The 23,287-nt window shown below is 62.5% G+C and carries 22 protein-coding genes and 3 pseudogenes; 7 read left to right on the top strand and 18 right to left on the bottom strand.

What is annotated here, in order from left to right:
• Positions 1 to 690: 690 nt before the first annotated feature.
• The 8 genes from NKH13_RS23895 to NKH13_RS23860 all read right to left on the bottom strand — a co-directional run bounded on the left by NKH13_RS23895 (position 691) and on the right by NKH13_RS23860 (position 9,511).
• Positions 691 to 1,767: an ABC transporter ATP-binding protein gene (locus NKH13_RS23895; protein WP_352719433.1), complete on the bottom strand. Its 1,077-nt coding sequence runs from the start codon at positions 1,765 to 1,767 to the stop codon at positions 691 to 693.
• On the bottom strand, positions 1,764 to 2,564 hold the full coding sequence (locus NKH13_RS23890; protein WP_352719434.1) for an ABC transporter permease: 801 nt from the start codon (positions 2,562 to 2,564) through the stop codon (positions 1,764 to 1,766). The genes NKH13_RS23895 and NKH13_RS23890 overlap by 4 nt, the downstream gene beginning before the upstream one ends.
• 1 nt (position 2,565) lies before the next feature.
• The gene (locus tag NKH13_RS23885) at positions 2,566 to 3,426 is read right to left on the bottom strand and encodes an ABC transporter permease (RefSeq protein WP_502908356.1); all 861 of its coding nucleotides are present in this window, start codon (positions 3,424 to 3,426) and stop codon (positions 2,566 to 2,568) included.
• 66 nt (positions 3,427 to 3,492) lie between these two features.
• The gene (locus NKH13_RS23880) at positions 3,493 to 4,512 is read right to left on the bottom strand and encodes an ABC transporter substrate-binding protein (protein WP_352719435.1); all 1,020 of its coding nucleotides are present in this window, start codon (positions 4,510 to 4,512) and stop codon (positions 3,493 to 3,495) included.
• Positions 4,513 to 4,595: 83 nt separating this feature from the next.
• A complete protein-coding gene (locus tag NKH13_RS23875; RefSeq protein ID WP_352719437.1) occupies positions 4,596 to 6,071 on the bottom strand; it encodes an aldehyde dehydrogenase in 1,476 nt (491 codons plus the stop codon).
• Positions 6,068 to 7,126, bottom strand: a complete 1,059-nt coding sequence (locus tag NKH13_RS23870; RefSeq protein WP_352914735.1) for an LLM class flavin-dependent oxidoreductase — start codon at positions 7,124 to 7,126, stop codon at positions 6,068 to 6,070. The genes NKH13_RS23875 and NKH13_RS23870 overlap by 4 nt, the downstream gene beginning before the upstream one ends.
• A gap of 5 nt (positions 7,127 to 7,131) precedes the next feature.
• Entirely contained in the window at positions 7,132 to 8,931 is a 1,800-nt protein-coding gene (locus tag NKH13_RS23865) for an alpha/beta fold hydrolase (protein WP_352719439.1), read from the bottom strand.
• A complete protein-coding gene (locus tag NKH13_RS23860) occupies positions 8,924 to 9,511 on the bottom strand; it encodes an amino acid synthesis family protein (RefSeq protein ID WP_352914733.1) in 588 nt (195 codons plus the stop codon). Before NKH13_RS23860 ends, NKH13_RS23865 begins: the two co-directional genes overlap by 8 nt.
• A gap of 140 nt (positions 9,512 to 9,651) precedes the next feature.
• Here NKH13_RS23860 and NKH13_RS23855 point away from each other — a divergent pair, with 140 nt between their 5' ends.
• Together NKH13_RS23855 and dusA are read left to right on the top strand one after the other, a co-directional pair.
• Positions 9,652 to 10,323 carry a GntR family transcriptional regulator gene (locus NKH13_RS23855; RefSeq protein ID WP_352719441.1) on the top strand — a complete coding sequence of 224 codons (672 nt, stop codon included), beginning with the start codon at positions 9,652 to 9,654 and terminating at the stop codon, positions 10,321 to 10,323.
• Between the two features lie 201 nt (positions 10,324 to 10,524).
• A complete protein-coding gene (dusA, locus tag NKH13_RS23850; protein ID WP_352719442.1) occupies positions 10,525 to 11,517 on the top strand; it encodes a tRNA dihydrouridine(20/20a) synthase DusA in 993 nt (330 codons plus the stop codon).
• A gap of 8 nt (positions 11,518 to 11,525) precedes the next feature.
• On the opposite strand, the gene NKH13_RS23845 is transcribed toward dusA, so the two are convergent.
• Together NKH13_RS23845 and NKH13_RS23840 are read right to left on the bottom strand one after the other, a co-directional pair.
• A complete protein-coding gene (locus tag NKH13_RS23845) occupies positions 11,526 to 12,230 on the bottom strand; it encodes a TIGR02281 family clan AA aspartic protease (protein ID WP_352719443.1) in 705 nt (234 codons plus the stop codon).
• Between the two features lie 13 nt (positions 12,231 to 12,243).
• On the bottom strand, positions 12,244 to 12,477 hold the full coding sequence (locus NKH13_RS23840; protein ID WP_031193575.1) for a DUF1289 domain-containing protein: 234 nt from the start codon (positions 12,475 to 12,477) through the stop codon (positions 12,244 to 12,246).
• A gap of 197 nt (positions 12,478 to 12,674) precedes the next feature.
• Here NKH13_RS23840 and NKH13_RS23835 point away from each other — a divergent pair, with 197 nt between their 5' ends.
• Positions 12,675 to 13,673, top strand: coding sequence for a nicotinate-nucleotide--dimethylbenzimidazole phosphoribosyltransferase (locus NKH13_RS23835; RefSeq protein ID WP_352719524.1), 999 nt, complete (start codon positions 12,675 to 12,677; stop codon positions 13,671 to 13,673).
• 4 nt (positions 13,674 to 13,677) lie between these two features.
• Here NKH13_RS23835 and NKH13_RS23830 read toward each other — a convergent pair whose 3' ends face one another.
• The gene (locus NKH13_RS23830) at positions 13,678 to 15,192 is read right to left on the bottom strand and encodes a sensor histidine kinase (protein ID WP_352914732.1); all 1,515 of its coding nucleotides are present in this window, start codon (positions 15,190 to 15,192) and stop codon (positions 13,678 to 13,680) included.
• A 75-nt stretch (positions 15,193 to 15,267) separates the two neighbouring features.
• Here NKH13_RS23830 and NKH13_RS23825 point away from each other — a divergent pair, with 75 nt between their 5' ends.
• From NKH13_RS23825 to NKH13_RS23810, 4 genes and pseudogenes are all read left to right on the top strand, one after another.
• The gene (locus NKH13_RS23825) at positions 15,268 to 15,891 is read left to right on the top strand and encodes a thermonuclease family protein (RefSeq protein ID WP_352719445.1); all 624 of its coding nucleotides are present in this window, start codon (positions 15,268 to 15,270) and stop codon (positions 15,889 to 15,891) included.
• Positions 15,892 to 15,932: 41 nt separating this feature from the next.
• Positions 15,933 to 16,591: pseudogene (locus tag NKH13_RS23820) on the top strand (glutathione S-transferase).
• Positions 16,531 to 17,222 (top strand): annotated as a pseudogene (locus NKH13_RS23815) (uracil-DNA glycosylase family protein). The pseudogenes NKH13_RS23820 and NKH13_RS23815 overlap by 61 nt, the downstream one beginning before the upstream one ends.
• A 202-nt stretch (positions 17,223 to 17,424) precedes the next feature.
• On the top strand, positions 17,425 to 17,916 hold the full coding sequence (locus NKH13_RS23810) for an Lrp/AsnC family transcriptional regulator (RefSeq protein ID WP_006333679.1): 492 nt from the start codon (positions 17,425 to 17,427) through the stop codon (positions 17,914 to 17,916).
• An 11-nt stretch (positions 17,917 to 17,927) separates the two neighbouring features.
• Here the strand turns inward: NKH13_RS23810 and NKH13_RS23805 are convergent, their stop codons facing one another.
• From NKH13_RS23805 to NKH13_RS23775, 7 genes and pseudogenes are all read right to left on the bottom strand, one after another.
• Positions 17,928 to 18,500: a DUF3299 domain-containing protein gene (locus NKH13_RS23805; protein ID WP_352719446.1), complete on the bottom strand. Its 573-nt coding sequence runs from the start codon at positions 18,498 to 18,500 to the stop codon at positions 17,928 to 17,930.
• A gap of 69 nt (positions 18,501 to 18,569) precedes the next feature.
• Positions 18,570 to 19,151: a GNAT family N-acetyltransferase gene (locus NKH13_RS23800; protein WP_352719447.1), complete on the bottom strand. Its 582-nt coding sequence runs from the start codon at positions 19,149 to 19,151 to the stop codon at positions 18,570 to 18,572.
• Positions 19,111 to 19,815, bottom strand: coding sequence for a DNA alkylation repair protein (locus NKH13_RS23795; protein WP_352719448.1), 705 nt, complete (start codon positions 19,813 to 19,815; stop codon positions 19,111 to 19,113). The genes NKH13_RS23800 and NKH13_RS23795 overlap by 41 nt, the downstream gene beginning before the upstream one ends.
• 7 nt (positions 19,816 to 19,822) lie before the next feature.
• Positions 19,823 to 20,698: pseudogene (locus tag NKH13_RS23790) on the bottom strand (NAD(P)-dependent oxidoreductase); the annotation flags it as partial.
• A gap of 58 nt (positions 20,699 to 20,756) precedes the next feature.
• Entirely contained in the window at positions 20,757 to 21,584 is an 828-nt protein-coding gene (locus NKH13_RS23785) for an ABC transporter permease (protein ID WP_352502421.1), read from the bottom strand.
• Positions 21,581 to 22,294 (bottom strand): ABC transporter permease, encoded by a 714-nt coding sequence (locus NKH13_RS23780; RefSeq protein ID WP_023675013.1) that lies wholly within the window; start codon positions 22,292 to 22,294, stop codon positions 21,581 to 21,583. Before NKH13_RS23780 ends, NKH13_RS23785 begins: the two co-directional genes overlap by 4 nt.
• 118 nt (positions 22,295 to 22,412) lie before the next feature.
• On the bottom strand, positions 22,413 to 23,195 hold the full coding sequence (locus NKH13_RS23775; RefSeq protein WP_292653573.1) for an ABC transporter substrate-binding protein: 783 nt from the start codon (positions 23,193 to 23,195) through the stop codon (positions 22,413 to 22,415).
• Positions 23,196 to 23,287 lie beyond the last annotated feature (92 nt).

The raw sequence follows: 23,287 nt of genomic DNA, 5'->3' as shown, positions 1-23,287 counted from the left end.
TGCGAGTTCAGTCATTCCTCGACAATATGCGCGATCTGTCAAACGACGCAACGATCGCTTTTCACCCATCTCCCTCATTCCCATTTATGGGTTCACGACCTAGTACCTGGTGGATGAAGGGCTCGTCGTCTCCAAGTATGATCGACCTCACACCGGCCAGGCTGGTTGTTTGGGTGGGAAAGGAATGCCGCGGCGGATGCAAAAGACCGGCTGCGAAGCACCGGACCTTTCTGCGGCGTCCCCCAGTCCCGCAGGGGCACTTTGGCAGGCTGAGAACCGCTCCGCATCAGCGCCAGGGGGTCGGATTTACGGTTGCTGCTGCGTACCGCCAGGAATAACGAGAGTACCCTGGCCCGGCCTTGAGTATCTGAAGCCTATGAAGAACAAAGCAACGATGATCAAACAAATGACGATGACCGCGACGACGCTGCCAGGATGGTGTCCGGTATCTGGCGGTTGGACCATTGCCTTCCCGTATGGCTATCGCCGCTGACCTTCTTCATCTTCCAACCGAGCATGACGACTGTCAATGGACAGAGGAGCTGCCCCCCGCCATCCAATCAGCCGCCGGTAGTGTCGAACACGTTACGCGCTTGCCGACGAAGCTGATGATGGACCGAACCACAACTTGTCCTAAGCACGCCTCCATCGCTGCGAAGCGTTGGATGGCGGCGATCCACCGCGGCTTAGTCAAGCCGGAAACAGGAACGCCGCCGCCGGATCGAAAAAGACCTGCCGGCTGCAGGGCGACACACCCTGCGATTGCATGGCGGCGGAGGTCGGCCTGATGTCAACCTCCTGTCCAGCGGGGGTGCGCGCGACGATCCGCCGGCGCTCGCCGTAAAATGCGATATCGACGATCTCGACATTCAGCTCCGCGCACGCCGGGCTCCGCTCCATGCTAAAGGCTTCGGGCCGGATCATCAGCCTGGTCTTCTGGCCTTTGCCGAACGTGCCGTTGGGCCTCACTCCGGATATGACCGAACCGTCTGTCATGCGGATCGTTGTCGTGCCGTTGGTGGTGTCGAGATGTTCGGCGGCGAGGAAATTCGAATTGCCGATGAAGCCGGCGACGAAGTCGGTCGCCGGCCTGAGATAGAGATCCTCGCCGGTGCCGGTCTGCTCGATGCGGCCATCCTTGAACAGGGCGATCCGGTCCGACAGATGCAGCGCCTCTTCCTGATCGTGGGTGACGTAGAGAATGGTGACGCCGGTCTGGCGATGGATGCGGCGGATTTCGCCCTGGATTTCCTCGCGCAGCTTCTTGTCGAGCGCCGACAATGGCTCGTCCATCAAAAGGATCGGAGGATCGTAGGCCAGCGCCCGGGCCAGCGCGACGCGCTGCTGCTGGCCGCCCGACAGCGCGCCGGGTAAGCGCCCGGCAAAGCTTTCGAGCCGCACCAGGGCCAGCATGTCGGCGACCTTTTTCTTCACCTCGGCGTCCGGCCGGCGGCGAACCCGCAGCGGAAAAGCGACGTTTTCGGCCACCGTCAGATGCGGAAACAGCGTGTAGCGCTGGAAGACCATGCCGATGTTGCGCTTGTGCGAAGGCACTGCAAGCAGTGATTTTCCTTCCAGCAAGACATCGCCGGAAGTCGGGTCCTGAAAGCCGGCGATCGCGTAGAGCGTCGTCGATTTTCCCGAACCGGAGGGCCCGAGGAAGGTCAGGAACTCGCCCCTGGGAATGTCCAGCGTGACGTCGTGCACGGCGACGATCGCCCCGAACGCCTTGCGCAGATTGCGGATGGAGAGGAAAGGGTGGGTCATGTCCGGAACTTTCGCTGCAGCAGCGCCGTCATCACCATCAGGGCAAGCGTCAGCCCGACCAGCAGGCTGGAGGCGGCGGCGATCACCGGACTGAGGTCCGACCGCAGACTGCCCCAGATCTTGACGGGCAAGGTTTGCAAGCTGGGGCTGGCCATGAAGATCGCCACCACGACTTCGTCCCACGACGCGAGGAAGGAAAAGATCGCGGCGGAGAAGATGCCGATCCGGATCGACGGCAAGGTGATCCTGAGCCTGGCCTCGAGCGGGCTTGCCCCGCAGACGATTGCCGCGTCCTCGATCGACTTGTCGAACCCTTCGAGCGCCGCGGCGATCGGGATGATGGCGAAGGGCAGCGCCAACACGGTGTGGGCGATGACGAAGCCGATGGTGGTACCGCCGAGGCCGAGGCGAAGGAAGAAGGCGTAGATGGCGATGGCGAAGACGACGACGGGCAGGACCATCGGCGTCAGCAGCAGGCCGCGCAGGATCTCACGTCCGGCAAATCGTCCGCGAACCAGAGCAAAGGAGGCGAGCTGGCCGATCGCCACTGCCAGGATCGCCGTCATGGTGGCGATCCGAGCGCTGGTCAGCGCGGCGTCGAGCCAGGCCGGATCGGCAAAAAGCTCCTGGTACCATTTGAGCGTCCAGCCGGGCGGCGGAAAGGCCAGCCAGCGCGACGAGCCGAAGGAGAGCAGGACGATGAAGACCACCGGCAACAGAAGAAAGCCGGCGACCAGCGCGGTGAAGCCGAGCAGGGCAACCCGCAGTCCACCCATGCGGTCATAGTCGAGCAGCATCTCAGATGCCTCCGCTAATGCGCCTGGCACCGACAAGGCGCAGCTGCAGCGCGTAGAGAGCCATGGTGACGACAAGCAGGATGAAGGCTGCGGCGCTGCCGAGCCCCCAGTTGAGCAGCGACTGGACCATCTGCGCGATCATTTCGGCAAGCATCATGTTCGACGTGCCGCCGAGCAGTGCCGGCGTGACGAAGTAGCCGAGCGACATGACGAAGACCATCAGGCCACCGGCGGCGACGCCGGGCAGCGACAGCGGCAGGAGGATGCGGCGGAACGCCTGGAAAGGGCTTGCGCCGCACAGCGACGCCGCACGCAGCGTCATCGGATCGATCGCCCGTAACGTGCCGACCAGCGGCAGGATCATGAAGGGCAGCATGATATAGACCATGCCGATGGTGACGCCGGTGAGATTGTTGATGAGCGGCAGCGGCTGGTCGATGACGCCGATGGTCATCAGCGTCCGGTTGATGACGCCGGTACGCTGCAGGAGCACCATCCAGGCATAGGTGCGGGTGAGCAGGTTCGTCCACATCGACAGAATGATGATGCCGAAGATGATCGAGGCCAGTCCCGAAGGCATGATCGCCAGCATCCAGGCGACCGGAAAGGCGACAAGGACCGTGACGATGGTGACCAACGCCGCGACCAGGAATGTGTTGAAGAACACCCGCGCATAGGTGCCGTCACCAAGCAGGGCAGCATAGTTCTGCAAGCCTGGCTCGGGCTCCGTGACACTGCGCAAAAGCAGCGCCAGCACGGGGACGACGAAGAACAGCATAATCAGAATCAGGGCCGGCAGCAGGCCATTGAGACCTGCCGGCACCCGCACCGTTCCAAAGTTCCGGCGTGTTTCGACCGACATGACAGCGACCCGGCTACGGGACGAGACGGCGCGAACCGTCTCGTCCATTGCGGTTCAAGGGCGGGCTTATTTCGCCTGCCAGGCATACCAGCGCGCGGCGATGGTGTCGCGATTGGCGGCCCAGTAGTTCATGTCGAGATTGATCTGTCCGTCGACATGAGCGTCCGGCAGCGATTTCACGGCATCGGCCGGCATCTCTGCCTTGGCCTTGGTGTTGATCGGCGCATAACCGCTGGCTTCGGCAAATTTGGCCTGGCCAGCGGGGCCGCTCGCCGCAGCGAGGAATTTCATCGCCGTATCCTTGTTCTTGGCACCCTTCGGTACCACCAGAACGTCGGCTGCGGTCAGGTTCTGGTTCCAGGAGACACCGACATCGGCGCCATCCTTGTCCAGTGCGAAGACGCGGCCGTTCCACAGCTGGCCGAACGTTGCTTCGCCGGATGCGATCAATTGCTGCGACTCCGCCCCGCCGCCCCACCAGACGATGTCCGACTTGATGGTGTCGAGTTTCTTGAAAGCGCGATCGAGATCCAGCGGATAGAGCTTGTCCGCCGGAACACCATCGGCCAGCAGCGCGATCTCGATGACACCGGGCGCCGACCATTTGTAGAAGGTCCGCTTGCCCGGGAATTTCTGCAGGTCGAACATGTCGGCCCAGCCGGCCGGTTCACCCGAAACGGCGCCCTTGTTCCAGGCGAGCACGAACGAATAGTAGAAACTGCCGACGGCGTGATCGGTGGTGAAGCGCGGATCGAGGTCGGCCTTCGGCACGGTCTTGAAGTCGATCGGCTCCAGCAGACCGTCCTTGGCCGCCTTGATGGCGAAATCCATCTCGACGTCGACGACGTCCCAGTTGACACTGCCGCTGTCTACCATCGCCTTCAGCTTGCCGTAGTCGGTCGGGCCGTCCTGCATGACCTTGATGCCGGATGCAGCGGTGAACGGCTCGGCCCAGGATTTGGTCTGCGCTTCCTGGGTCGTCCCGCCCCAGCTGGTGAACACCATGTCCTCGGCCTTTGCGGCCGTCGTTGCCAGAACTGTCGTTGCAATAAATCCGGCAAGGATGCCGGTGATGATCAGTTTCATGTCGTTCTCCTCTGTTGTTTTCGTTGTTGTCTGTTCGCGATCGGTCGTTTTCGCCTTGATCGCGCATCTCCGGCCAGCGGCGGCTACCGCATGACAAAAGGATCGGGAATCGGGTCGTCGGAGGTGCGTATCCACACCGATTTCGAACGCGTGTAGTCGCGGATCGCATCGAGGCCGCCCTCGCGGCCGAGCCCGGATTGGCCGTAGCCGCCAAACGGAACCAGCGGCGAGACCGCCCGATAGGTGTTGATCCAGACCACGCCGGCATGGATGCCGCGCGCCATGCGGTGGGCTTTTGCCAGATTGGTGGTGAACACGCCGGACGCCAGGCCGAACTTAGTCTCGTTGGCGAGCGAAAGCGCTTCAGCTTCGCTGTCGAAGGCTAGCACACATAGCACCGGGCCGAAGAGCTCTTCGCGCACGCAGGCAAGGGTCTGATCAGGCGCGTCGATAATCGTCGGCGCGTAATAGAAGCCGTCCGACATGCCCGCGGGGCGGATGCCGCCGGTGACCAGTTGCCCGCCCGCGGCCAAGCTTTCAGCAATGATCTTCTCTATCCATTCGCGCTGGCGCGAGGTGGCGAGCGGTCCCATTTCGATCGCGGGATCCTGCGGATCGCCAATCCTGATCGCCTCGGCCTTGCGCTTGAGCCGGGCGAGGAATTCGTCCTTCACGGAGCGCTGGACCAGCAGCCGCGAGCCGGCGACGCAGCTCTGGCCGGTGGCAGCGAAGATGCCGGCAACGACCGCGTTGGCGGCGCTGTCCAGATCGGCATCGGCGAACACCACGACCGGGCTTTTGCCGCCGAGCTCGAGCGTCGTGAAGGCGAGGTTTTCCGCCGTATTCCTGACGATCTGCCGAGCGGTCGAGGGACCGCCGGTGAAGGCGACGCGGGCGACGAGTGGATGACTGGTCAGCCGGTGACCGCAATCGTGGCCGAAGCCGGTCAGGATGTTGACGGTCCCGGCGGGAAATCCCGCCTCATGGACGAGTTCGGCGAAGGCCAGCAACGGGGCAGGGCCGTCTTCCGATGCTTTCAGAACGATGGTGCAGCCGGCCGCCAGCGCCGGCCCGAGCTTGACGGCGGACAGGAAGAGCTGCGAATTCCACGGCACAATGGCGGCGACGACGCCAATTGGCTCCGGCCGGATGGTCACTTCCATGTCGGCCTTGTCGATGGGGACAAACGAGCCCTCGTGCTTGTCGGCCAGCCCGCCATAATAGCGGTAATAGTCGCCGACATAGGCGATCTGGGCGCGGGTCTCGCGGATGATCTTGCCGGTGTCGCGCGTCTCGAGTTCAGCCAGCCGGTCGGCATTGGCGACCACCAGATCGCCGAGCCGCACCAGAAGCTTGCCGCGTGCCGTTGCCGTCATGGCTGCCCACGGGGCGGAGCGCAGCGCCCGGTGAGCGGCTTCAACGGCGCGGTCGACATCATCAGACGATGCAGCGGGCATCGTCGCCCATGGCGCGCCCGTCGAGGGATCGATGCTGTCGAAGGTCGCCGCCACTTCGACGAAGCTGCCGTCTATATAGTTCCTGAATTGAGTGGTGCTCATCGCAATCCAACTTTCGGCTCGGAAAAGGCCGGCATCACCCTGTCGATGAAGAGCTGCAGCGATTTCTTCTTGCGCCGATGGGAAAGGCCGCTGTCGATCCAGATCGAATACTGATCGTAGCCGAGCGCTTCGTAGGCTTTCAGCCTGGCGATCACCTCGTCGGCTTCGCCAATGACAAGGTTCTGCCTGATCTTGTCTGGCGCATATTGCGGCAACGCCACGATCTCGTCCTCGGTCAGCGCTTCCATTATGCCCTGGTGCACCGGCTTCTTGTTCTGGAACCAGGCGCCGAACTGGCAGTAGAACTGCGACAGATCCTGCGCGAGCCGGTCAGCCTCCGCGGCGTCCTCGGCAACGAAAGTATGCATCAGCAGCATGATCTCCGGCCTTGATACGTCGGGGTGGGCATTGCACGCCGCGTTGAAACGCTCCATCAGGCTGGCCACTTCGCCATCGCCGGAGGCAAGCGGCGTCACCTGGACGTTGCATTTTCTGGAAACCGCAAAGTCGTGCGAGTTCGGATCGCGTGCGGCCACCCAGATCGGCGGATAAGGCTTTTGCAACGGTTTGGGCGACGAGGTGGTTGAAGGAAACGACCAGAATTCGCCGGCGAGTTCGAAATCGCCATCCCACAGGCCGCGGATCGCCGGCACCATCTCGCGCATACGCTGGCCGGCACCCCAGGCCTCGAGGCCTGGGAAAAGCCGCTGGTATTCGTAAGCGTAGGCGCCGCGCGCAATGCCGATGTCTAGACGGCCGCCGGTGATGACGTCGGCCATCGCTGCTTCGCCGGCAAGCTTGATCGGGTGCCAGAACGGCGCGACGATGGTTCCTGTTCCGAGCCGGATGCGCCTGGTTTTGGCGGCGAGCCAGGCGATGTTGATGAACGGGTTCGGCGAGATGGTGAATTCCATCCCGTGATGCTCGCCGATCCAGGCAGTCTCGAATCCTGCCTCTTCCGCCTGCAGAACCAGCTCCTCCAGCTCGCCGACAAGCTCGGAATGCGGCTTGGCCGGATCCGATCGCTCCATGTGCACGAAAAGCGAAAACTTCATCGGTTTCACCCGCGGCCGGAAAGAGGAATTTGAGAAGGCGAGGGCTTGGCGAGCGGCCGGACTTCGCCTTCGACCTCGTTGCCGACATAGACGCCGAATGCATCTTCCGCACGCTCGCGCGCATAACGGGCAAGCATCGAACGAACCGCGGGATCGGCGATGTTCAGATCGGCGATCTGCTCGATGTCGACAAGCCGCATCTGGCGATCGTCGGAATAGGGGCCCTCGACCGTTCCGCGATAATAAACATGCGTGCGCCAAGGTTCGGCGGCATCGTCCCACACCGCGAACAGGAAGCCGAGCTGGGCGTCTATGGCCCTGGCGGCAAGGCGCCCCTTGAGGCTGCGCGCATCGTTTGGCGTGCCCAGTCCGCGTCCGGCAGGCAATTCATGAAACCCGTCGGCCGTTTCGACGAACAGCACACGGCCATCGTTCTCGAGAATGGCGCCGACCTCCGTATCGGGGGGAGCTGCCGCCAGCGCCTCCTGGCTGAGGCCGGGCGTGACGTAGGTGCCTCTGCAATAGCCGAGGGGCTGGGCGCCGTTGTGGCTGAAGTCGCGGACGCGGCCGATGAGGATCGAGTGATCGCCAGCATCGACCAGCTGCTCCATGCCGCAATCGAACACCGCAACGCAGCCGTCAATCAGCGGATTGCCGGTGCGGCCCGGTTGCCAGGCCACGGCCGCGAACTTGTCCGCTGCTTTGGAAGCGAAGATGCCGGAATGGGCCTTCTGGCTCTCCGACAGGATGTTGATGGCGAAACCTCTCGATGTCGAAAAAGCACTGTGTCCCAGCGCCCTCTTGGCGATGCAGACAAGCACCAGCGGCGGCTCGAGCGAGACCGAGGTGAACGAGTTGGCGGTGAAGCCGCGCGGTTCGCCTTCCGCGCCGATCGTTGTGACGATAGTGACGCCGGTCAGGAACGAGCCGAGTGCGCGCCGGAATTCGCCGCTGTCAAAGACGGTATCCGTCTCCGGCTTCACGCCGGCGTCTCCTGCCGTGTCGAGAAATTCCGTGATGTGTTTGGTCACTTTTTCAGGAGAAGCCATTGCCATCATGTGCCTTTCTCCGCTGATGGCAAGGCATTGGCCGCGCGGCGTGAGCCTCGCCATCGCCGCCGACATGGCCGGCGTCGAATTGCTGTCCTGCGACCCGGTCATGAACAGGGCCGGCGCGGCAAGGCGGGGGAGAGCATCGGCATGCTCGGCATCGGCATGGGCAAAAAGGCGATAGGTGCGCGCGTAGCCTTCGGGGTCGACGCTTTCAAGGGCGGCGCGAGCGGTGGCGGCCGCGCCGGCAAGGCTCGCCGGCAGCGGGTCGCCGAACCAGCGGGCAAGCGTTGCCGAGACGGCCGAAGCATCGCCATGCGAGCCGAGTGCTGCCGCACGTTCGCGCACGGCCTGCGCCAGCGCTGGGGGGCGGCGGAACACCGCGTTGAGGCAGACGACGGAGCGGATGCGCGAAGGCACGCGAAGGGCGATTTCCAGGGCGACCAGCGCGCCCATCGAATGGCCGACGATCGACACCGAAGCAAGGCCAAGATGGTCGAGCAGGCGCAGCGCCTGATCGGCGAAATCCGACAGGGCGGCGTCTTCCGGCGGCAGCGGTGAAGCGCCGTGGCCGAGCATGTCGATGGAGATCAGCTCGTAATGGTCTTTCATCGATGCAATCTGGTCGTGCCAGATCGTCGCGTTCATGCCGACGCCGTGAATGAGCAGAACCGGCGCGCCGGAGCCGGCGCGGATGAAGGCGGTTCCATCGGGAGCCATGTCCCGGACCCATGCGGAGGCGGCGGTATCAGCCATGCAGATCTCCGACCTCTTTCAGATCCTGATAGCGGTCGCCGATACGATGGTGCGGGCGGCCGCCGATCGAAGCGCCAAGCGCCACCACCAACTCGTCGGGCGCCGGTGCGTCACCGATCTGGAAGTGCACGGTCAGATAGTGAGAGCGGCGGCCTTCGTTGTTCTTGTCCATCAGCGGGATCATGATCGGCGTATTCGGCCCGCCGCGCAGATTGGTGAAGGCGAGATAGGTCTTGGCGCCGACCGCGCGACGGTAGTGATTGCCGAAATGCAGCGTATGGATCAGCGCCGATGCGTGCTCGATCTCGCCCGAAGTTCCGCAGATTGCGGCCTTGCCATAGCCTTCTATCGCCTCGCCGGAACCGGCGACGGCGAGGATCTCCCGGGTCAGCATCTCGCCGAGGATGGGAGCAATGGCGCGGATCTCCGGGGACAGATCCTCGATGAAACCGCGGCCGGCCCAGGGATTCGTCAGAACCGCGGCAACGCCGATCAGGCGCAATGGTTTGGGCGCTGCCTTGCCGCCCTCGATAAGCGTGTTCTCGATATAGGTGACGGTCTTTCGGATGGCCGGTTTCATAAAATCCTCGGTCGCGATGGCACCATGTAGCACTGTCACCTCTATATCGTCTTATGGTATACCATGCTATGGAGCGCCAAGGACCTTGTCAATCGGCTGCGGAATCTGTTTTGTGGCGGCCCAAGCGAGGCGGAGAAGAAATGTCAGACGATACGCTGCGGATCGACCGCTCGGCCAAGACGTTGAGGGCGCTGGCACTGGAGCGCATGCGCGAGGCGATCATGGGCTTCTATTTCCAGCCCGGCGAAAGGCTGATCGAACGGCCGCTTTGCGATCAGCTTGGGGTGAGCCGTTCCGTCGTGCGCGAGGTTCTGCGGCAGTTGGAGGCTGAAGGCCTGGTGCAGATGATACCGGGCCATGGGCCGGCCGTGGCCAGGCCGGATCTCGGCCGCACCGACGAAATCTACGAATTGCGGGCGCTGCTGGAGGGCATCGCCGCACGGACTTGCGCGCTATCGGCGACCGACGCGCAGATCGCTTCGCTCGATGCCGCCTTGACGAACTTGCTTGACGCGTGGGCGTCCCGCGCGCCGGTGGAGGTGATGCGGGCGACGACCAAGTTCTACGAAACGCTGTTCGAGGCGGCCGACAAGCGCATAGCCTGGGAAATCGTGACGGGTCTGAACGTCCGCATCAACCAGCTCCGCTCGATGACGATCGCGTCGGAGAACCGTCGCGAGCCGGCGATCGCCGAAATGACCGAAATCATGGATGCCATCAGGTCGCGCAAGCCGGAAGAGGCGGAGGCGGCAGCCCGGCGACACGTCGAATCCGCGTGGCAGATCGCCCGCAACACGCTTCGCCTTGGCTGACTGGTATGCCGCCGGCGCGGTTCATCGTTCCATGGCAGGCGTCTAATTGGTGCGTGCAGCGAGGTGTGTGACGTGACCAAATTGCTTTCAGTTGCGGCGGCAAAATCGTATATCGGGTTTTAGTTGGGTGTGCATCTCTTGCCAAATTGCTCTGTCATTCGAACGGAGTATCGGACGGACTGAGACAGAGAAAATAGTAAAATGAATACGTTACGCCACAAAGTTGCCGTGGCACCGATGATGGATTGGACGGATAGGCATTGCCGGTTCTTCCATCGCCAGCTGACGCGGGAGGCGCTGCTCTACACCGAGATGGTGGTGGCCGAGGCGGTCATCCACGGCGCACGCGAGCGGCTGCTCGGCTTCGACGACAGCGAACATCCGGTGGCTCTGCAACTCGGCGGCGCCGATCCGGGAAAGCTGGCCGCGGCGGCGCGCATCGGCGAAGCCTTCGGCTATGATGAAATCAACCTCAATGTCGGCTGTCCGTCCGACCGCGTCCAGTCGGGCACCTTCGGCGCCTGCCTGATGAAGGCGCCCGTGCTCGTCGCGGATTGCGTCGCGGCGATGAAGGCGGCGGTGAAAATACCGGTTACCGTCAAATGCCGCATCGGCGTCGATGAGCAGGATCCGGAACCGGCACTCGATTCGTTGGCCGACGGTGTTTTCGCGGCCGGCGCAGACGCGCTGTGGGTGCACGCCCGCAAGGCCTGGCTGGAAGGACTGAGCCCAAAGGAAAATCGCGACATCCCACCGCTCGACTATGGCCGCGTCTATCGGCTGAAAGCCAGAAAGAAAAACAAATTCATCGGCATCAACGGCGGCATTCAATCTCTCGCAGAGGCGCTGACGCATCTCGACCATGTCGATGGCGCCATGCTCGGCCGCGCCGCCTATCACACGCCAGGGATACTGACCGGCATCGATGCCGCGTTTTACGGCGGCACAGCTGAGCCGTTCGATTTTGCCGCACTGATCGATGCGATGGCGGATTACGCCGCACGCCATATCAAAAAGGGTGGACGGCTGGGGCATGTCACCCGGCACATGGTCGGGCTGTTTCACGGCCTGCCCGGTGCGCGCCGCTACCGGCAGATCCTCTCCACCGAGGCGACAAAGCAGGGTGCCGGACCGCAGGTGCTCAAGGCGGCTTTCGCAGAGGTCGATTTCGGCAGGACCGCAGAGGCGGCCTGAGGAAAAACTTAATCCCGCAACACCATGCGGTCACCGCGTACGTCGAAGCCCGATAGCGAGCCGATGAAATTCATGCCGAGCAGGCTCTGGCCGAGCGTGCCGGGTGCGGCGATCATGATGGGCATGTCCTTGCGCACGATGCCGCCGATCGACAGTTCATCGGTTCTTACGGCGGCGGCGCGTGTCATGCCGTTGGCGGTAGAGATCGGTATGGTGAAGCGGAGAGCCGCCGAATTGAACCCGACCGCCAGCGCGTCCTCGGCGGTCAGCACGGTGCTGGTTGCGCCGGTGTCGACAACCGTCAGGATCGGCGTGCCGTTGATCGTGACGCGCGCTTCGAAATGGCCGCTGCCGGCCTTGTCCAGGGTGACGGTGGCATGGCCTTCTTCCACGCCCAGCGCCAGCGGACTGCCGGGAACAAGGCCAGCGGTGATGCGGCTGGCGAAATCCTGCAATTCATAGCGGTACTGATAGCCGGCGATCAGCGCCAGTACGATTGCACCCCAGGCGCCAAGGCTGCGGGCCATAGTGCCCAACGGCCTGCCCGATCTGAGCAGGCCGGCGCCGACGAGTGCTGCTAAAGCGCCAAGCCAGATCAGCTGGCTGAAATCGTAATTCTCAATGCCGAATGTACTGCCGGCGGAATCGTTGAGCATGAGCAGGAGTACACCCGCCCCGATCGCGACGATCAGAATCCACAACAGTCGGTTCATCTCTGCGGCCGGTTCACGAGAGGGCGTCGCGTTCGCGTGCCATGCGGCTGCGACGGGTTTCCCGGCGGGGGCGTCGCTCGACTGTTTCCAGCCTTGCCGGCAGCTCGGCCATGACGCTGCGGCGGGTTTGTGGGGTCATATCGATCCAGGCGGCGATTTCCTCGCGCGTGCGCCCGCAACCGAAACAGAAGCCGGTTTTCATGTCGATCGAGCAGACCAGGATACACGGAGATTCAATGGCCGTCATAAGGATTTCCTTGGCTAGCCTCCACATGGTGCAACGACAAAGTCAATGCAAGCCCTCCGGGATGCGCCGCCAACGGGTGCTTTCGCGTCAATACCGCGAAGTTGTACCGGGCCTGGAGGTTGTGCCGGCTTGAGGTTGTGCCGGCTGGCCAAGGCGGCTATGCCGCTCATCAATTCACACGGACGATCGCCATCGACATGACCAGCGCGCTGCCTTTCGACGATTTTCGCGACCTCCTGGTGAGCCTGCCGCCGGCAGATATGGCGGCCAACACCCGCGTGCGCCAGTTGTTTGCCAAGGCAGACAAGCCCGAAGGCTCGCTCGGCCGCATCGAGGACATCGCCGCCTGGCTCGCCGGCTGGAGCGGTCGCGCGCCGCCGGCGGTGACGCGGCCATTGGTGGCGATCTTTGCCGGCAATCATGGCGTCACCCGCCACGGCATTTCGCCGCGCCCCGCCGCCGCCACGGCAAATGCAGTCGAGCTCTGCGCCGCCGGCGGTGCAGCGATCAACCAGATCTGCATAGCCAACGATCTCGGCTTGAAGGTGTTCGATCTGGCTCTGCACATTCCGACAGCCGACATCACCGAGGATGCGGCACTGGACGAGCGCGGTTGCGCCGCCACCATGGCCTTCGGCATGGAAGCGATTGCCGGCGGCACCGACCTGCTTTGCCTTGGCGACCTCGGCGTCGGCAATTCGACTGTTGCCGCGGCGCTGTGTGCGGCACTGTTCGGCGGCACCGGCGCCGACTGGATCGGCCCCGGATCGGGGGCCGACGCGGCAATGCAGAGGCGCAAGGCGGAGGTGGTCGATGCCGCGATCGCGTTTCACGGCGCGAGCCTCAAGGACCCGCTGGAAGCGCTGCGCCGGGTCGGCGGACGGGAATTCGCAGCGATCTGCGGCGCCATTCTGGCGGCGCGGATGCAGAAGATCCCGGTGCTGCTCGATGGGTTTGCGGTAACTGCGGCCGCTGGTGTCCTGCATACCGCCAACCCAGCCGCGCTCGATCATTGTCTCCTTGCAAGTCTGTCGCCGGAGCCTGGTCATGCCAAGGCCGCCGAGCGCCTCGGCCTTCGCCCGCTGCTCGATCTGGGCGTCAGTCAAGGCGAGGGGGTAGGGGCGGCTCTTGCCGCCGGCCTGGTCAAGGCGGCCGCGCTGACCAGTTCAGGCATGGCGGCAGCAGTCCGCGGCTAGGCATTCAGCGCCGGCGCGAAGCAACCGCCTTGGTCGGCAGCGCCGGCAGTTCCTCCATCACCCGGCTCAGCGGGAAGATGGCGATCGCCTCGGTGCCTTCGCGCAGCCTGGAATGGAGCTGGAATTCGCCGCCATGCATGGCCAGCAGGCCTTGCACGATCGGCAGGCCTAGCCCGGTGCCCTGTTCGGCGCTCTTGATGGCGATCGAGCCCTGGCCGAAGGCCGAGAGCACGATGGGAATCTCGTCCTCCGGTATGCCCGGCCCATTGTCCTTGACGGAGAGATATTGCCCGCCGCCCGCCGTCCAGCCGACTCGCACGCGGATTTCGCCGCCGGTGGCGGTGAACTTGATGGCATTGGACAAGAGGTTGAGCGCAATCTGCCGCACCGCGCGTTCGTCGGCGAACAAGCGCGGCAACGCGTTTTCGAAATCCTGGACGATGCGGATGTCCTTGTTGCGCGCCTTCAGCTCCATCATGTGGCAGCAATCCTCGACGACGGAGAGCAGCATCATCGGCTCCTCGTTGAGCTGATAGCGGCCCGCTTCGATGCGCGACAAATCGAGGATTTCGTTGATCAGGTCGAGCAGATGCTGCCCGGAGTCGTGCACGTCACGGGCATAGTCGCGATAGGTCGGGTTGCTCATCGGGCCGAGCACCTCGTTGGCCATCACTTCGGAAAAGCCGAGAATGGCGTTGAGCGGTGTGCGCAGTTCGTGGCTCATCGAGGCCAGGAAACGCGATTTCGCCAGATTGGCGTCTTCCGCCCGCCGCCGTGCCTCGTCCGACATCGATTTCGCCGTCTCCAGTTCGGCGATCAGCGCATCCTTTTCGGAGCGGAACGACAGCAGCATCAGCGAGGAACGGTTGAGCTGGCGCGCTACATAGGCGAAGAAAGGCAGCGACGCGATCAGCAAGCCTGCCATGATCACTTCGACCGGCATCCATAATTTCGCACTGGCATAAGCATAGATGGCGACCGGGAGGGCGAAGGTCGCCAACAGTGCACCGCGCAGGGACGAGGCCAGGATCGCGGTTGCCGACATGGCGAGCAGCAGCACCACCGCCTTGGCGACCTGGAACTGATCCATTTGGCAAGTTTCGCAGCCGAGCCATGCGAACCAGGCCCAGCCAAGCCCGCAAAGAAAATGGCCGATCAGGAAATCCCCATGCGTTTCCAGCGGGTTGAGCTCGGACGCTTGAGTGACGCGTCTGGCCATGAATGCAACGATGGTATAGCAGATGAATGTGAACAGCGCCCAGACGCCGATCTCCTTGCCGATGCCCGCGAGCAAGCCTGCCGCGGCCGTTGCCAGAACGAGCAGCGGGATGACGATCACGCCGCCGGTCATCGAAAGCGCGTGGAGTTTCAAAAGCTCGCGGTCGAAGTCGGGATTTCCGGCTTGCTGCGAAAGACGGTCGCGCGTCTTGCGCACCGCGCGCGCGACATCGCTGTTGCGATGGCGTTTCCTGCGGTCCACAATAAACTTGTCCGCCGTGGTCGAGCGTTGCAGGGGCATGAAGTCTTCAATTTACGCGGGCAGCAATTTCAATTCGTTAAGCTACGTTCGAATGATTAACCAACGGTTTGCCATATGAGCCGTTCGTGGTCGCGATGGCCGCGCCGGCGATACTATGCGCCGCGTCCGCGAAGCCTGTGGCGCCGACTAATGGACTATGGGCTGACACTCATCGTGCTCGGCCTGCTGATCCTCCTGGCGGCGCGCCTCGACCGGGTGGAGACGCGCAAGACGGAGGGCGCGGCCATCGTCAATGACGGCGATAGCATCACCCTCGCCAGCGAGCGTATCCGCATGCGTGGCATCGACGCGCCGGAGTATTCGCAGATCTGCCGCAAGGACGGTGCCGATTATCCCTGCGGCAAGCTCGCGCGGCAGTCCCTGGTGCGGTTGATAGCCGGAAAAGCCGTCTCCTGCAGCGGCTGGCAGCGCGACCGCTACGGCAGGCTGCTCGGCGACTGCAAAGTCGGCGGCAAGGATCTCAACCGCGCGCAGGTCGAGGCCGGCTGGGCGGTCGCCTTTGGCGATTTCGAGACCGAGGAAGCTGCTGCGCGCGCGGGCAAAGCCGGCATCTGGGCCGGAACTTTCGACGAGCCGAAGAACTGGCGCGAGAGCCACGGCCACGAGATGGTCGAAAGAAAGCACGGCACCTTGGCGTCGATCGGCGATGCCTTGCGCGAAATTTTTCGCTTCTGGTGAGCTGTGCCTATAGTTCGTCGGGACGGACGAGGAGGATAGAGATGAAGCTGTTCGACGGCGGGCGGGCGCCCAATCCACGTCGGGTTCGGATTTTTCTGGCCGAAAAGGGACTTCAGGTTCCGCTGGTGCCGGTCGACATGGGCGCGCTGGAGCACAAAGAGCAGCCGGTCAGCTCGCGCAATCCGCTGAAGCGTCTGCCGGTGCTCGAGCTCGACGATGGCACCATCATCACCGAATCCGTCGCAATCTGTCGTTACTTCGAGGAACTGCACCCCGAGCCGGCTTTGTTCGGGCGTGGCGCGCTCGGCAAGGCGATCGTCGAGATGTGGCAAAGGCGTGTGGAGTTCAATCTGTTCGGCTGTGTCGCCGCGGCGTTCCGGCATATCCACCCCGCAATGAGGGAATGGGAGATCCCGCAAATCCCCGAATGGGGTGAGGCCAACAAGCCGAAGGCGATCGAATTCCTGAGATTTCTGGACACTGAGCTCGCCGGCAGGGAATTCGTCGCCGGTGATGCCTATTCGATCGCCGACATCACCGGGCTGGTCGCCATCGACTTCATGAAGCCGGCTCGCATCAAGTCACCGGGCTGGTCGCCATCGACTTCATGAAGCCGGCTCGCATCAAGGTACCCGAAGAGTGCACCAACGTGCTGCGCTGGTATCGAGAAATCTCCAGCCGGCCGAGTGCAGCCGCCTGACAATGAGTTCCGAATGAGCGAAGAGCTGGAAGCCCTGGCGGCGAGGGTACGCGCCTGCCGCATCTGCGTCGATAGGCCGGCCGGCAGGCCGTTGCCGCACCAACCGCGGCCCGTGCTCAGGCCATCTTCGAGCGCCCGTATCCTGATTGCCAGCCAGGCGCCGGGTACCAAGGTCCACGTGTCAGGCATGCCGTTCACCGACGCCTCCGGCGACCGACTGCGAAGCTGGCTAGGCGTCGGCAGCGAGGAATTCTATGACACGGACAAGTTTGCCATCGTGCCAATGGGCTTTTGCTTTCCAGGTCAGGACGCCAAGGGCGCCGACCTGCCGCCGCGCCGCGAATGTGCGCCGGCATGGCGCACATCGCTGATGGCGCTGATGCCGCAAGTCGATATGGTGCTGACGATCGGCATCTACGCGCAAAGCTGGCATATGGGCGCGGCGCGCCGTCCCTCGCTGACGGAAACGGTCATGGATTGGCGTGCCATCTGGGCGGCGGCGACCGACCCGAAAGTCCTGCCGCTGCCGCACCCGTCCTGGCGCAACACCGGCTGGCTGAAGCGCAATCCATGGTTTGAAATGGATTTGCTGCCCTTTCTGAGATCGGAAATCCGCTATCGCCTCGGCTAGGCATTCGGCAAGAAATCACTCGCTTTTGCGCTATTCAACAGAATTTCTTTCTTGTAATAGGCTTGAGCAAGAGAGAATATGGTAATCCATTCCTCGAAGCGCGTCGCGCATGAGGGGACGCGCGTTAAATTCTTGTTTTTATGCATGTCGTTGTGCCAAGGCCGCTGCGCACTTTGGACGACTTGCATCAGGGGAGCACCCAATGGACCGCCTCGATAGAAAAATCCTCCGCCTCCTTCAGGAGGATGCGACGCTTGCAGTCGCCGACGTCGCCAAGAAGGTGGGCCTGTCGACGACGCCGTGCTGGCGGCGCATCCAGAAGCTCGAGGAAGAGGGCGTCATCAAGCGGCGTGTCGCCATCCTCGATCATGAAAAGGTCAATGTGCGGGTCACCGTGTTCGTCTCGATCCGCACCAATTCGCACAGCCATGAATGGCTGCGGCGCTTTTCGGAAGTTATCCAGGAATTTCCCGAAGTGGTCGAATTCTACCGCATGAGCGGCGACGTCGACTATCTCTTGCGCGTCGTGGTGCCCGACATCGCCGCCTACGACGCCTTCTACAAGCGGCTGATCGCCAAGATCGAGATCCGCGACGTGTCGTCTTCCTTCGCCATGGAGCAGATCAAATACACGACCGAGATGCCGCTGGATTACATGGTGCTCGACAAGGAGTCTGGCGCCAACGCTGCCTGAGATTTTTCTGCTTAGTTCTTCTTTTTGTTGAGGAAAGTCCAGGGCGAGTTGACCGGCAGCGTGATCGTGTCCGGCACGGTGTCGACGTCGACCACCTCGGCCTTGCGCACAGTGTAGCCCCACTGGATGACGCTTACACCGTCAAGGATAAAAAGCTGACTCTTCTCCATGCCGGGCTGCAATGCGCCGGTTACCGAAACCGGCTGGTAGGCCTCAGACATCCGGTAGGGTTGGGCAGGCGTAACGAGGACGATCTGGTTGGGCGGCGGCGTCGGCATATGGCTGCAGGCTCCCGTCCAGGGCACCAGCAGGAATTGATAGACGAGATCGCCGTCGCGATCGACCGGCAGTGCATAGCCCGCGAGTTGTACGGTCTTGTCCTGCAAGTTGAGTGACAGCGTCTCGCCATGATCCGGCATTTCGGCCGCGATCATCGGCAGCCCGACGCTTTCGGCGGCTGCCTGGCTCGCCGGGCGCAGATCCTTCCAGAAAATATGCATCGTCCCGGCGCAAGCGTTGCCTGCGACAACAGACGCGAACACTGCGGCTGCAAGCGTCGCGCCTGACTTGAGACGGTTTTTCATTCCTGCTCCACTTGCTGAGCCTTGATCTGCGGCCTATGCCAGCAAGTAAAGCTGCCGCTGTCGCCAAGGTCAACGTTCAAGCCGCATCACATGCCGGCGCGAGCCGGTCATGCCGATCTCGCGAAAGCCGCGGGCGGCGAACATGTCCCGAAAACCCATAAAGCTGTAGCTCGGCGACGCCTGGTCGACCGGATAGGCCTCGATCGTCGTGGCGCCTTTGGCAAAGGCGTGATCGATGGCTGCATCAAGCAATGCGCTCGCCAGCCCGCCGCCGCGCAACGCTCTAGGCACAAAGAAGCAGACGATCGACCAGATCCCCGCCTCGCGGTCGTCCTGCTGCCGTGACAGCTTGCGGTAGGTCTCGCGCGGCGCGACCGAGCACCAGCCGACGGTCCGGCCATCGTTCTGGGCGACAAAGCCGACCGGCGTGCCGGCGTCGATCAGCGCCATCATCGCGCGTTTCTTCTCGACGTTCTCGACATGCTCGCGGCGGTCGAGATTGCGCCAAGCCATACACCAGCAGTATTTCGGCCCGCCGGGTTGCTCGAACAGGTTTTCGAAATCGGCGCGCGTCGATTGCGTCACCTCCGTGAAGCGCACTTCGCTCAGGTCAAGCTTTTCTGGTGGCGAGCCGTTCGAGCGTCTTGGCATCGGAAAGTTCCTTCACGGCGTCCTTGCCGATCCAGCGTGCAGTCTTGTCCGTCGAGGCTGCCAGTTTTTGCGCCAGGGCAAGGGCAGGGCCGTGCAAATTCATCGATCGCTTGCCGATCGAACGAAGTGCCCAGTTCACAGCCTTCTTCACAAAGTTGCGGCCGTCGGTCGCATGCGCGTCGATGATCGACAGAAATTCGAGGAAGGTCGTCTCGGGTTCCTTCTTCCGGTGAACCACCGACCAGGCCATCATCGCAAAAGCCGTGCGCCGAACGAATTCCCGTTCGTCGACCGCGAATTCGGCGATCAATTCCTTCCAGCAATCCGAATCGACAAAGAGGTCGGAGACCCCGTCGACGATATCCCAGGAATCGAAAGTCGCCGCCCATCGTCTTGCATCCGCGGCGGAGAACCGCTCCGGATCGGCTGTCACGGAAGCAATGAACTGCGCCTCCATGATGCCTGTCTGCCAAAGCTCGAAGGCACGCTCATGGTTGCGCTTGATTTTCTTGGCAATCTGCCGCTGCACGCCATGCGAGATACCGAGCGCACGTTCGATCTTGATGCCGTAGCGCAGCATGCCAAGGCGATTTTCCTCCGAGCCAATCGAGCGCAGATGAGCGACGATTTCGTCGGCGCTGGATTGAGGCGAAAGCTCGGCCACGGCGAACCTACTTCTCCAGCCTTGCCAGCAGCGAGGACGTGTCCCAGCGCTTGCCGCCCATCGCCTGCACGTCCTTGTAGAACTGGTCGACAAGTGCCGTCACCGGCAGTTTGGCGCCGTTGCGGTCGGCCTCGGCAAGGCAGATGCCAAGATCCTTGCGCATCCAGTCGATGGCGAAGCCGAAATCATATTTGCCGGCATTCATTGTCTTGTGGCGGTTCTCCATCTGCCAGGAACCAGCGGCGCCCTTGGAAATCACCTCGATGACCTTTTCGATGTCGAGCCCGGCCTGCTTGCCGAAATGGATACCTTCGGCCAGTCCCTGAACGAGGCCGGCGATGCAGATCTGGTTGATCATCTTGGTGAGCTGGCCAGCCCCTGCCGGTCCCATCAACCCGACCATGCGGGCATAAGCATCTATGACCGGCTTGGCCCTGTCGAAGGCGTCTGGCTCGCCGCCGACCATCACGGTCAGAACGCCGTTCTCGGCGCCTGCCTGACCGCCGGAAACGGGGGCGTCGAGAAACGAAAACCCGAGCGCTTGCGCCTGCTGCGCCAGTTCGCGCGCGACCTCGGCCGATGCGGTGGTATTATCGATGAAGATGGCGCCTTTCTTCACTGAATTGAAGGCGCCTCCGGTGCCGGTCGTTACCGAGCGCAGATCGTCGTCATTGCCGACGCAGGAAAAGACGAAGTCCTTGCCCTCGGCCGCCTCCGCTGGCGTCGCTGCGAAGCTGCCACCATGCTGGGCAATCCACTGCTCGGCCTTGGCCCTGGTACGGTTGTAGACGGTGACGTCGTGACCGCCCTTGTTCTTGAGATGCCCGGCCATCGGATAGCCCATGACGCCAAGACCGAGAAATGCCACCGAAGCCATGTTTTCGAATCCCTTAGAAGCCTGCTTTGCGGTCTTCTTACCGGATCAGGCAAGGCGATGGGAGTCAGCGGTGCAGATGGATGGTGATGCGGCGTTCGATCCACTCGACGCCGTGGCGCAATGTTTCGACGATGATCAGATAGATGATCGCCGCCCAGATATACGACTGAAAGTCGAAGGTGCGCGCATAGGTGAGCCGGGTTATGCCCATCAAATCGTAGACCGTGATGATGGCGACGATTGCCGAGCCCTTGATCATCAGGATGATCTCGTTGCCATAGGGGCGCAGCGCCACAATCAGCGCCTGCGGCAGGATGATTTTCCACATCGTCTGCAGTTTGTGCAGGCCGAGCGAGGCGGCACCTTCCCATTGGCCCCTCGGCACGCTCTCGATCGCGCCACGCAAAATCTCGGCCTGGTACGCGGCCGTATTCAGCGAAAAGGCGAAGATCGCGCAGTTGAACGCCTCGCGGAAGAAGCCCCACAGGCCGACCATCTCGAGCTCCGGCCGGAAGGAGCCCAACCCGTAGTAGACCAGAAAGGTCTGCGCCAACAGCGGCGTGCCGCGAAAGAAATAGACATAGGCATAGGCGAACCCCGAAAGGATCGGGTTCTTCGACATGCGTGCATAGGCGATCGGCACAGACAGGATCGCACCAAGCACAATCGAGATGGCAACCAGCAACAGGGTGATGCCGAGGCCGGATATGTAACCGGGTGCATATTTCTGGAAGAACTCCGGGTTCCACGCAGCGACCAGGTAGACAACCATGCCAATGCCGAGTGCGATCCACAGGCCGACCAGAACATGGCCGAGGATGCGTTGGCGCGACCAGCCGCGTGCGGGCGGCGGCGGCCGGTCGACCTTCAGCGTGTCGGTGGCCAGGCTCATCTCTTGACCTCGCTGCCGCCGACCGCTCGTTCGATCGCATTGATGCCGAAGGAGGAGACGATCGCCAGCAGGAGATAAATCAGGCCGGCAAAACCATAAAACAGGAAGGCATGCTTGGTGACGCGAGCGGCAACCCCACTCTGCCGGAGGATCTCGTTGAGGCCGACTGCCGAGACGAGGGCGGTGTCCTTGAGCAGGATAAGCCAGAGATTTGCAAGTCCGGGCAACGCTATGCGGATCAACTGCGGCAGCACGATCAGCCGCATCGTCTGGCCGCTGGACAGGCCAACTGAATAGCCTCCCTCATATTGCCCTTTTGGAATCGCGCGGAACGCGGATAAAAACACCTCGCTGGAATAAGAGGAAAAAATGAAGCACAGCGCGATCATGCCGGCGACGAAGCTGTTGACGTCGGCGGACGTTCCGGGGCTCACTAGCCGGACAATGTACTGCAGGATCAATGGGATGCCGAAGAAGATCAGAAACAGTGTGAGCAGCTCGGGTATTCCGCGAAAAATCGTGGTGTAGATGTTCCCGGCCAGTCTCAGCGAGGGCTCTTCCGACTGTTTGGCCAGCGCCACGAAAAAGCCGAGCGTCAGCCCGAAGGGCAGAGTGGCCAGCGCAAGACATACCGTGACAAACACACCCGCGGCGATGTCGTCGAGCCAGCCTTCGGGTCCCCAACTGAGAAGCGTCAGTGCGCTCTGCATCCGCCTGCCTGTTCTCCTTAAAGCTTTTTGAGACCCAAACCGCGTCACCCCTCGTGCGCGGCATCCTTATAAGAACGGCGGGAATCTCCCGCCGTTCACGTCGTCCTATGTCGGTCGATCAGGACTCGCCGCCATAGACGTCGAATTTGAAGTACTTGTCGTTGATTTCCTTGTACTTTCCGTTCGCGCGGATGGCGTCGATCGCCGCATTGAACTGGTTGACCAGATCGGTCTCGCCCTTGCGCACGGCAATGCCGGCGCCCGGACCGTGGATTTCGATAACCGGCTGGATTGTGCCGACCAGCTTGCAGCAGGCACCGTCCGGCGAATCCAGCCATTGCTGCAGCACGACGACGTCGTCATTGGCGGCATCGAGCCTGCCATTGGCCAGATCGAGCTGGTATTCCTGCGCGGTCGGATACGGCTTGACGGTGCTGTCGGTATAAGTCTTGGTCGAATAGTTGAAATGCGTGGTGGACGCTTGCACGCCGATCGTCTTGCCGGCCAAATCTTCCTTAGTGACACCCTTGATGTCAGTGTCCTTGGGCGCGGCGATCGCCGGCGGCGTATTGTAATATTTGTGGGTGAAGTCGACCTTCTCGGCGCGTTCCGGCGTGATCGACATCGACGCGACGATGGCGTCGAACTTGCCTGCCTGAAGGGCTGGAATGATGCCGTCCCAGTCCTGCGCGACAAAGGTGCACTTCACCTTCATCTCGTCGCAGAGCGCCTTGGCAATGTCGATATCGAAGCCTACGAGCTGGCCGTCGGCGGTGAGGTTGTTGAATGGGGGATAGGCTCCCTCGGTGCCGATCCTCAAGGTTTTTTCCTGGGCCTGGGCAACGCCAAGCGTCAGCAGCGCAGCCGATGCGGCGAGCGCGATACGCAGTGCAATACGCATAATGGTCCTCTCTGTTGGTCCCGGCCGTCGTTCCCGAACGGCTCTGTGGGCGGTGCTTTTGACCGCCCGCTGGCGCGATACTCCCATTCTTT

Source organism: Mesorhizobium sp. M1348 (assembly GCF_040317925.1).
In the GTDB taxonomy this organism is placed as follows: domain Bacteria; phylum Pseudomonadota; class Alphaproteobacteria; order Rhizobiales; family Rhizobiaceae; genus Mesorhizobium.
The sequence above is the reverse complement of the archived record's forward strand: the minus strand, read 5'-3'. Positions and strand labels throughout refer to the sequence as shown.

Bases quoted from the DNA above. Each gene is read 5' to 3' on its own strand.
- NKH13_RS23865 (WP_352719439.1), bottom strand. From the start codon at position 8,931: ATGGCTGATACCGCCGCCTCCGCATGGGTCCGGGACATGGCTCCCGAT.
- NKH13_RS23825 (WP_352719445.1), top strand. From the start codon at position 15,268: ATGAGCCGTTCGTGGTCGCGATGGCCGCGCCGGCGATACTATGCGCCG.
- NKH13_RS23875 (WP_352719437.1), bottom strand. From the start codon at position 6,071: ATGAGCACCACTCAATTCAGGAACTATATAGACGGCAGCTTCGTCGAA.
- NKH13_RS23830 (WP_352914732.1), bottom strand. From the start codon at position 15,192: ATGCCCCTGCAACGCTCGACCACGGCGGACAAGTTTATTGTGGACCGC.
- NKH13_RS23785 (WP_352502421.1), bottom strand. From the start codon at position 21,584: ATGAGCCTGGCCACCGACACGCTGAAGGTCGACCGGCCGCCGCCGCCC.
- NKH13_RS23845 (WP_352719443.1), bottom strand. From the start codon at position 12,230: ATGAACCGACTGTTGTGGATTCTGATCGTCGCGATCGGGGCGGGTGTA.
- NKH13_RS23775 (WP_292653573.1), bottom strand. From the start codon at position 23,195: ATGCGTATTGCACTGCGTATCGCGCTCGCCGCATCGGCTGCGCTGCTG.
- NKH13_RS23800 (WP_352719447.1), bottom strand. From the start codon at position 19,151: ATGCCAAGACGCTCGAACGGCTCGCCACCAGAAAAGCTTGACCTGAGC.
- NKH13_RS23860 (WP_352914733.1), bottom strand. From the start codon at position 9,511: ATGAAACCGGCCATCCGAAAGACCGTCACCTATATCGAGAACACGCTT.
- NKH13_RS23870 (WP_352914735.1), bottom strand. From the start codon at position 7,126: ATGAAGTTTTCGCTTTTCGTGCACATGGAGCGATCGGATCCGGCCAAG.
- NKH13_RS23810 (WP_006333679.1), top strand. From the start codon at position 17,425: ATGGACCGCCTCGATAGAAAAATCCTCCGCCTCCTTCAGGAGGATGCG.
- dusA (WP_352719442.1), top strand. From the start codon at position 10,525: ATGAATACGTTACGCCACAAAGTTGCCGTGGCACCGATGATGGATTGG.
- NKH13_RS23840 (WP_031193575.1), bottom strand. From the start codon at position 12,477: ATGACGGCCATTGAATCTCCGTGTATCCTGGTCTGCTCGATCGACATG.
- NKH13_RS23895 (WP_352719433.1), bottom strand. From the start codon at position 1,767: ATGACCCACCCTTTCCTCTCCATCCGCAATCTGCGCAAGGCGTTCGGG.
- NKH13_RS23780 (WP_023675013.1), bottom strand. From the start codon at position 22,294: ATGCAGAGCGCACTGACGCTTCTCAGTTGGGGACCCGAAGGCTGGCTC.
- NKH13_RS23835 (WP_352719524.1), top strand. From the start codon at position 12,675: ATGACCAGCGCGCTGCCTTTCGACGATTTTCGCGACCTCCTGGTGAGC.
- NKH13_RS23805 (WP_352719446.1), bottom strand. From the start codon at position 18,500: ATGAAAAACCGTCTCAAGTCAGGCGCGACGCTTGCAGCCGCAGTGTTC.
- NKH13_RS23855 (WP_352719441.1), top strand. From the start codon at position 9,652: ATGTCAGACGATACGCTGCGGATCGACCGCTCGGCCAAGACGTTGAGG.
- NKH13_RS23880 (WP_352719435.1), bottom strand. From the start codon at position 4,512: ATGAAACTGATCATCACCGGCATCCTTGCCGGATTTATTGCAACGACA.
- NKH13_RS23890 (WP_352719434.1), bottom strand. From the start codon at position 2,564: ATGCTGCTCGACTATGACCGCATGGGTGGACTGCGGGTTGCCCTGCTC.
- NKH13_RS23885 (WP_502908356.1), bottom strand. From the start codon at position 3,426: ATGTCGGTCGAAACACGCCGGAACTTTGGAACGGTGCGGGTGCCGGCA.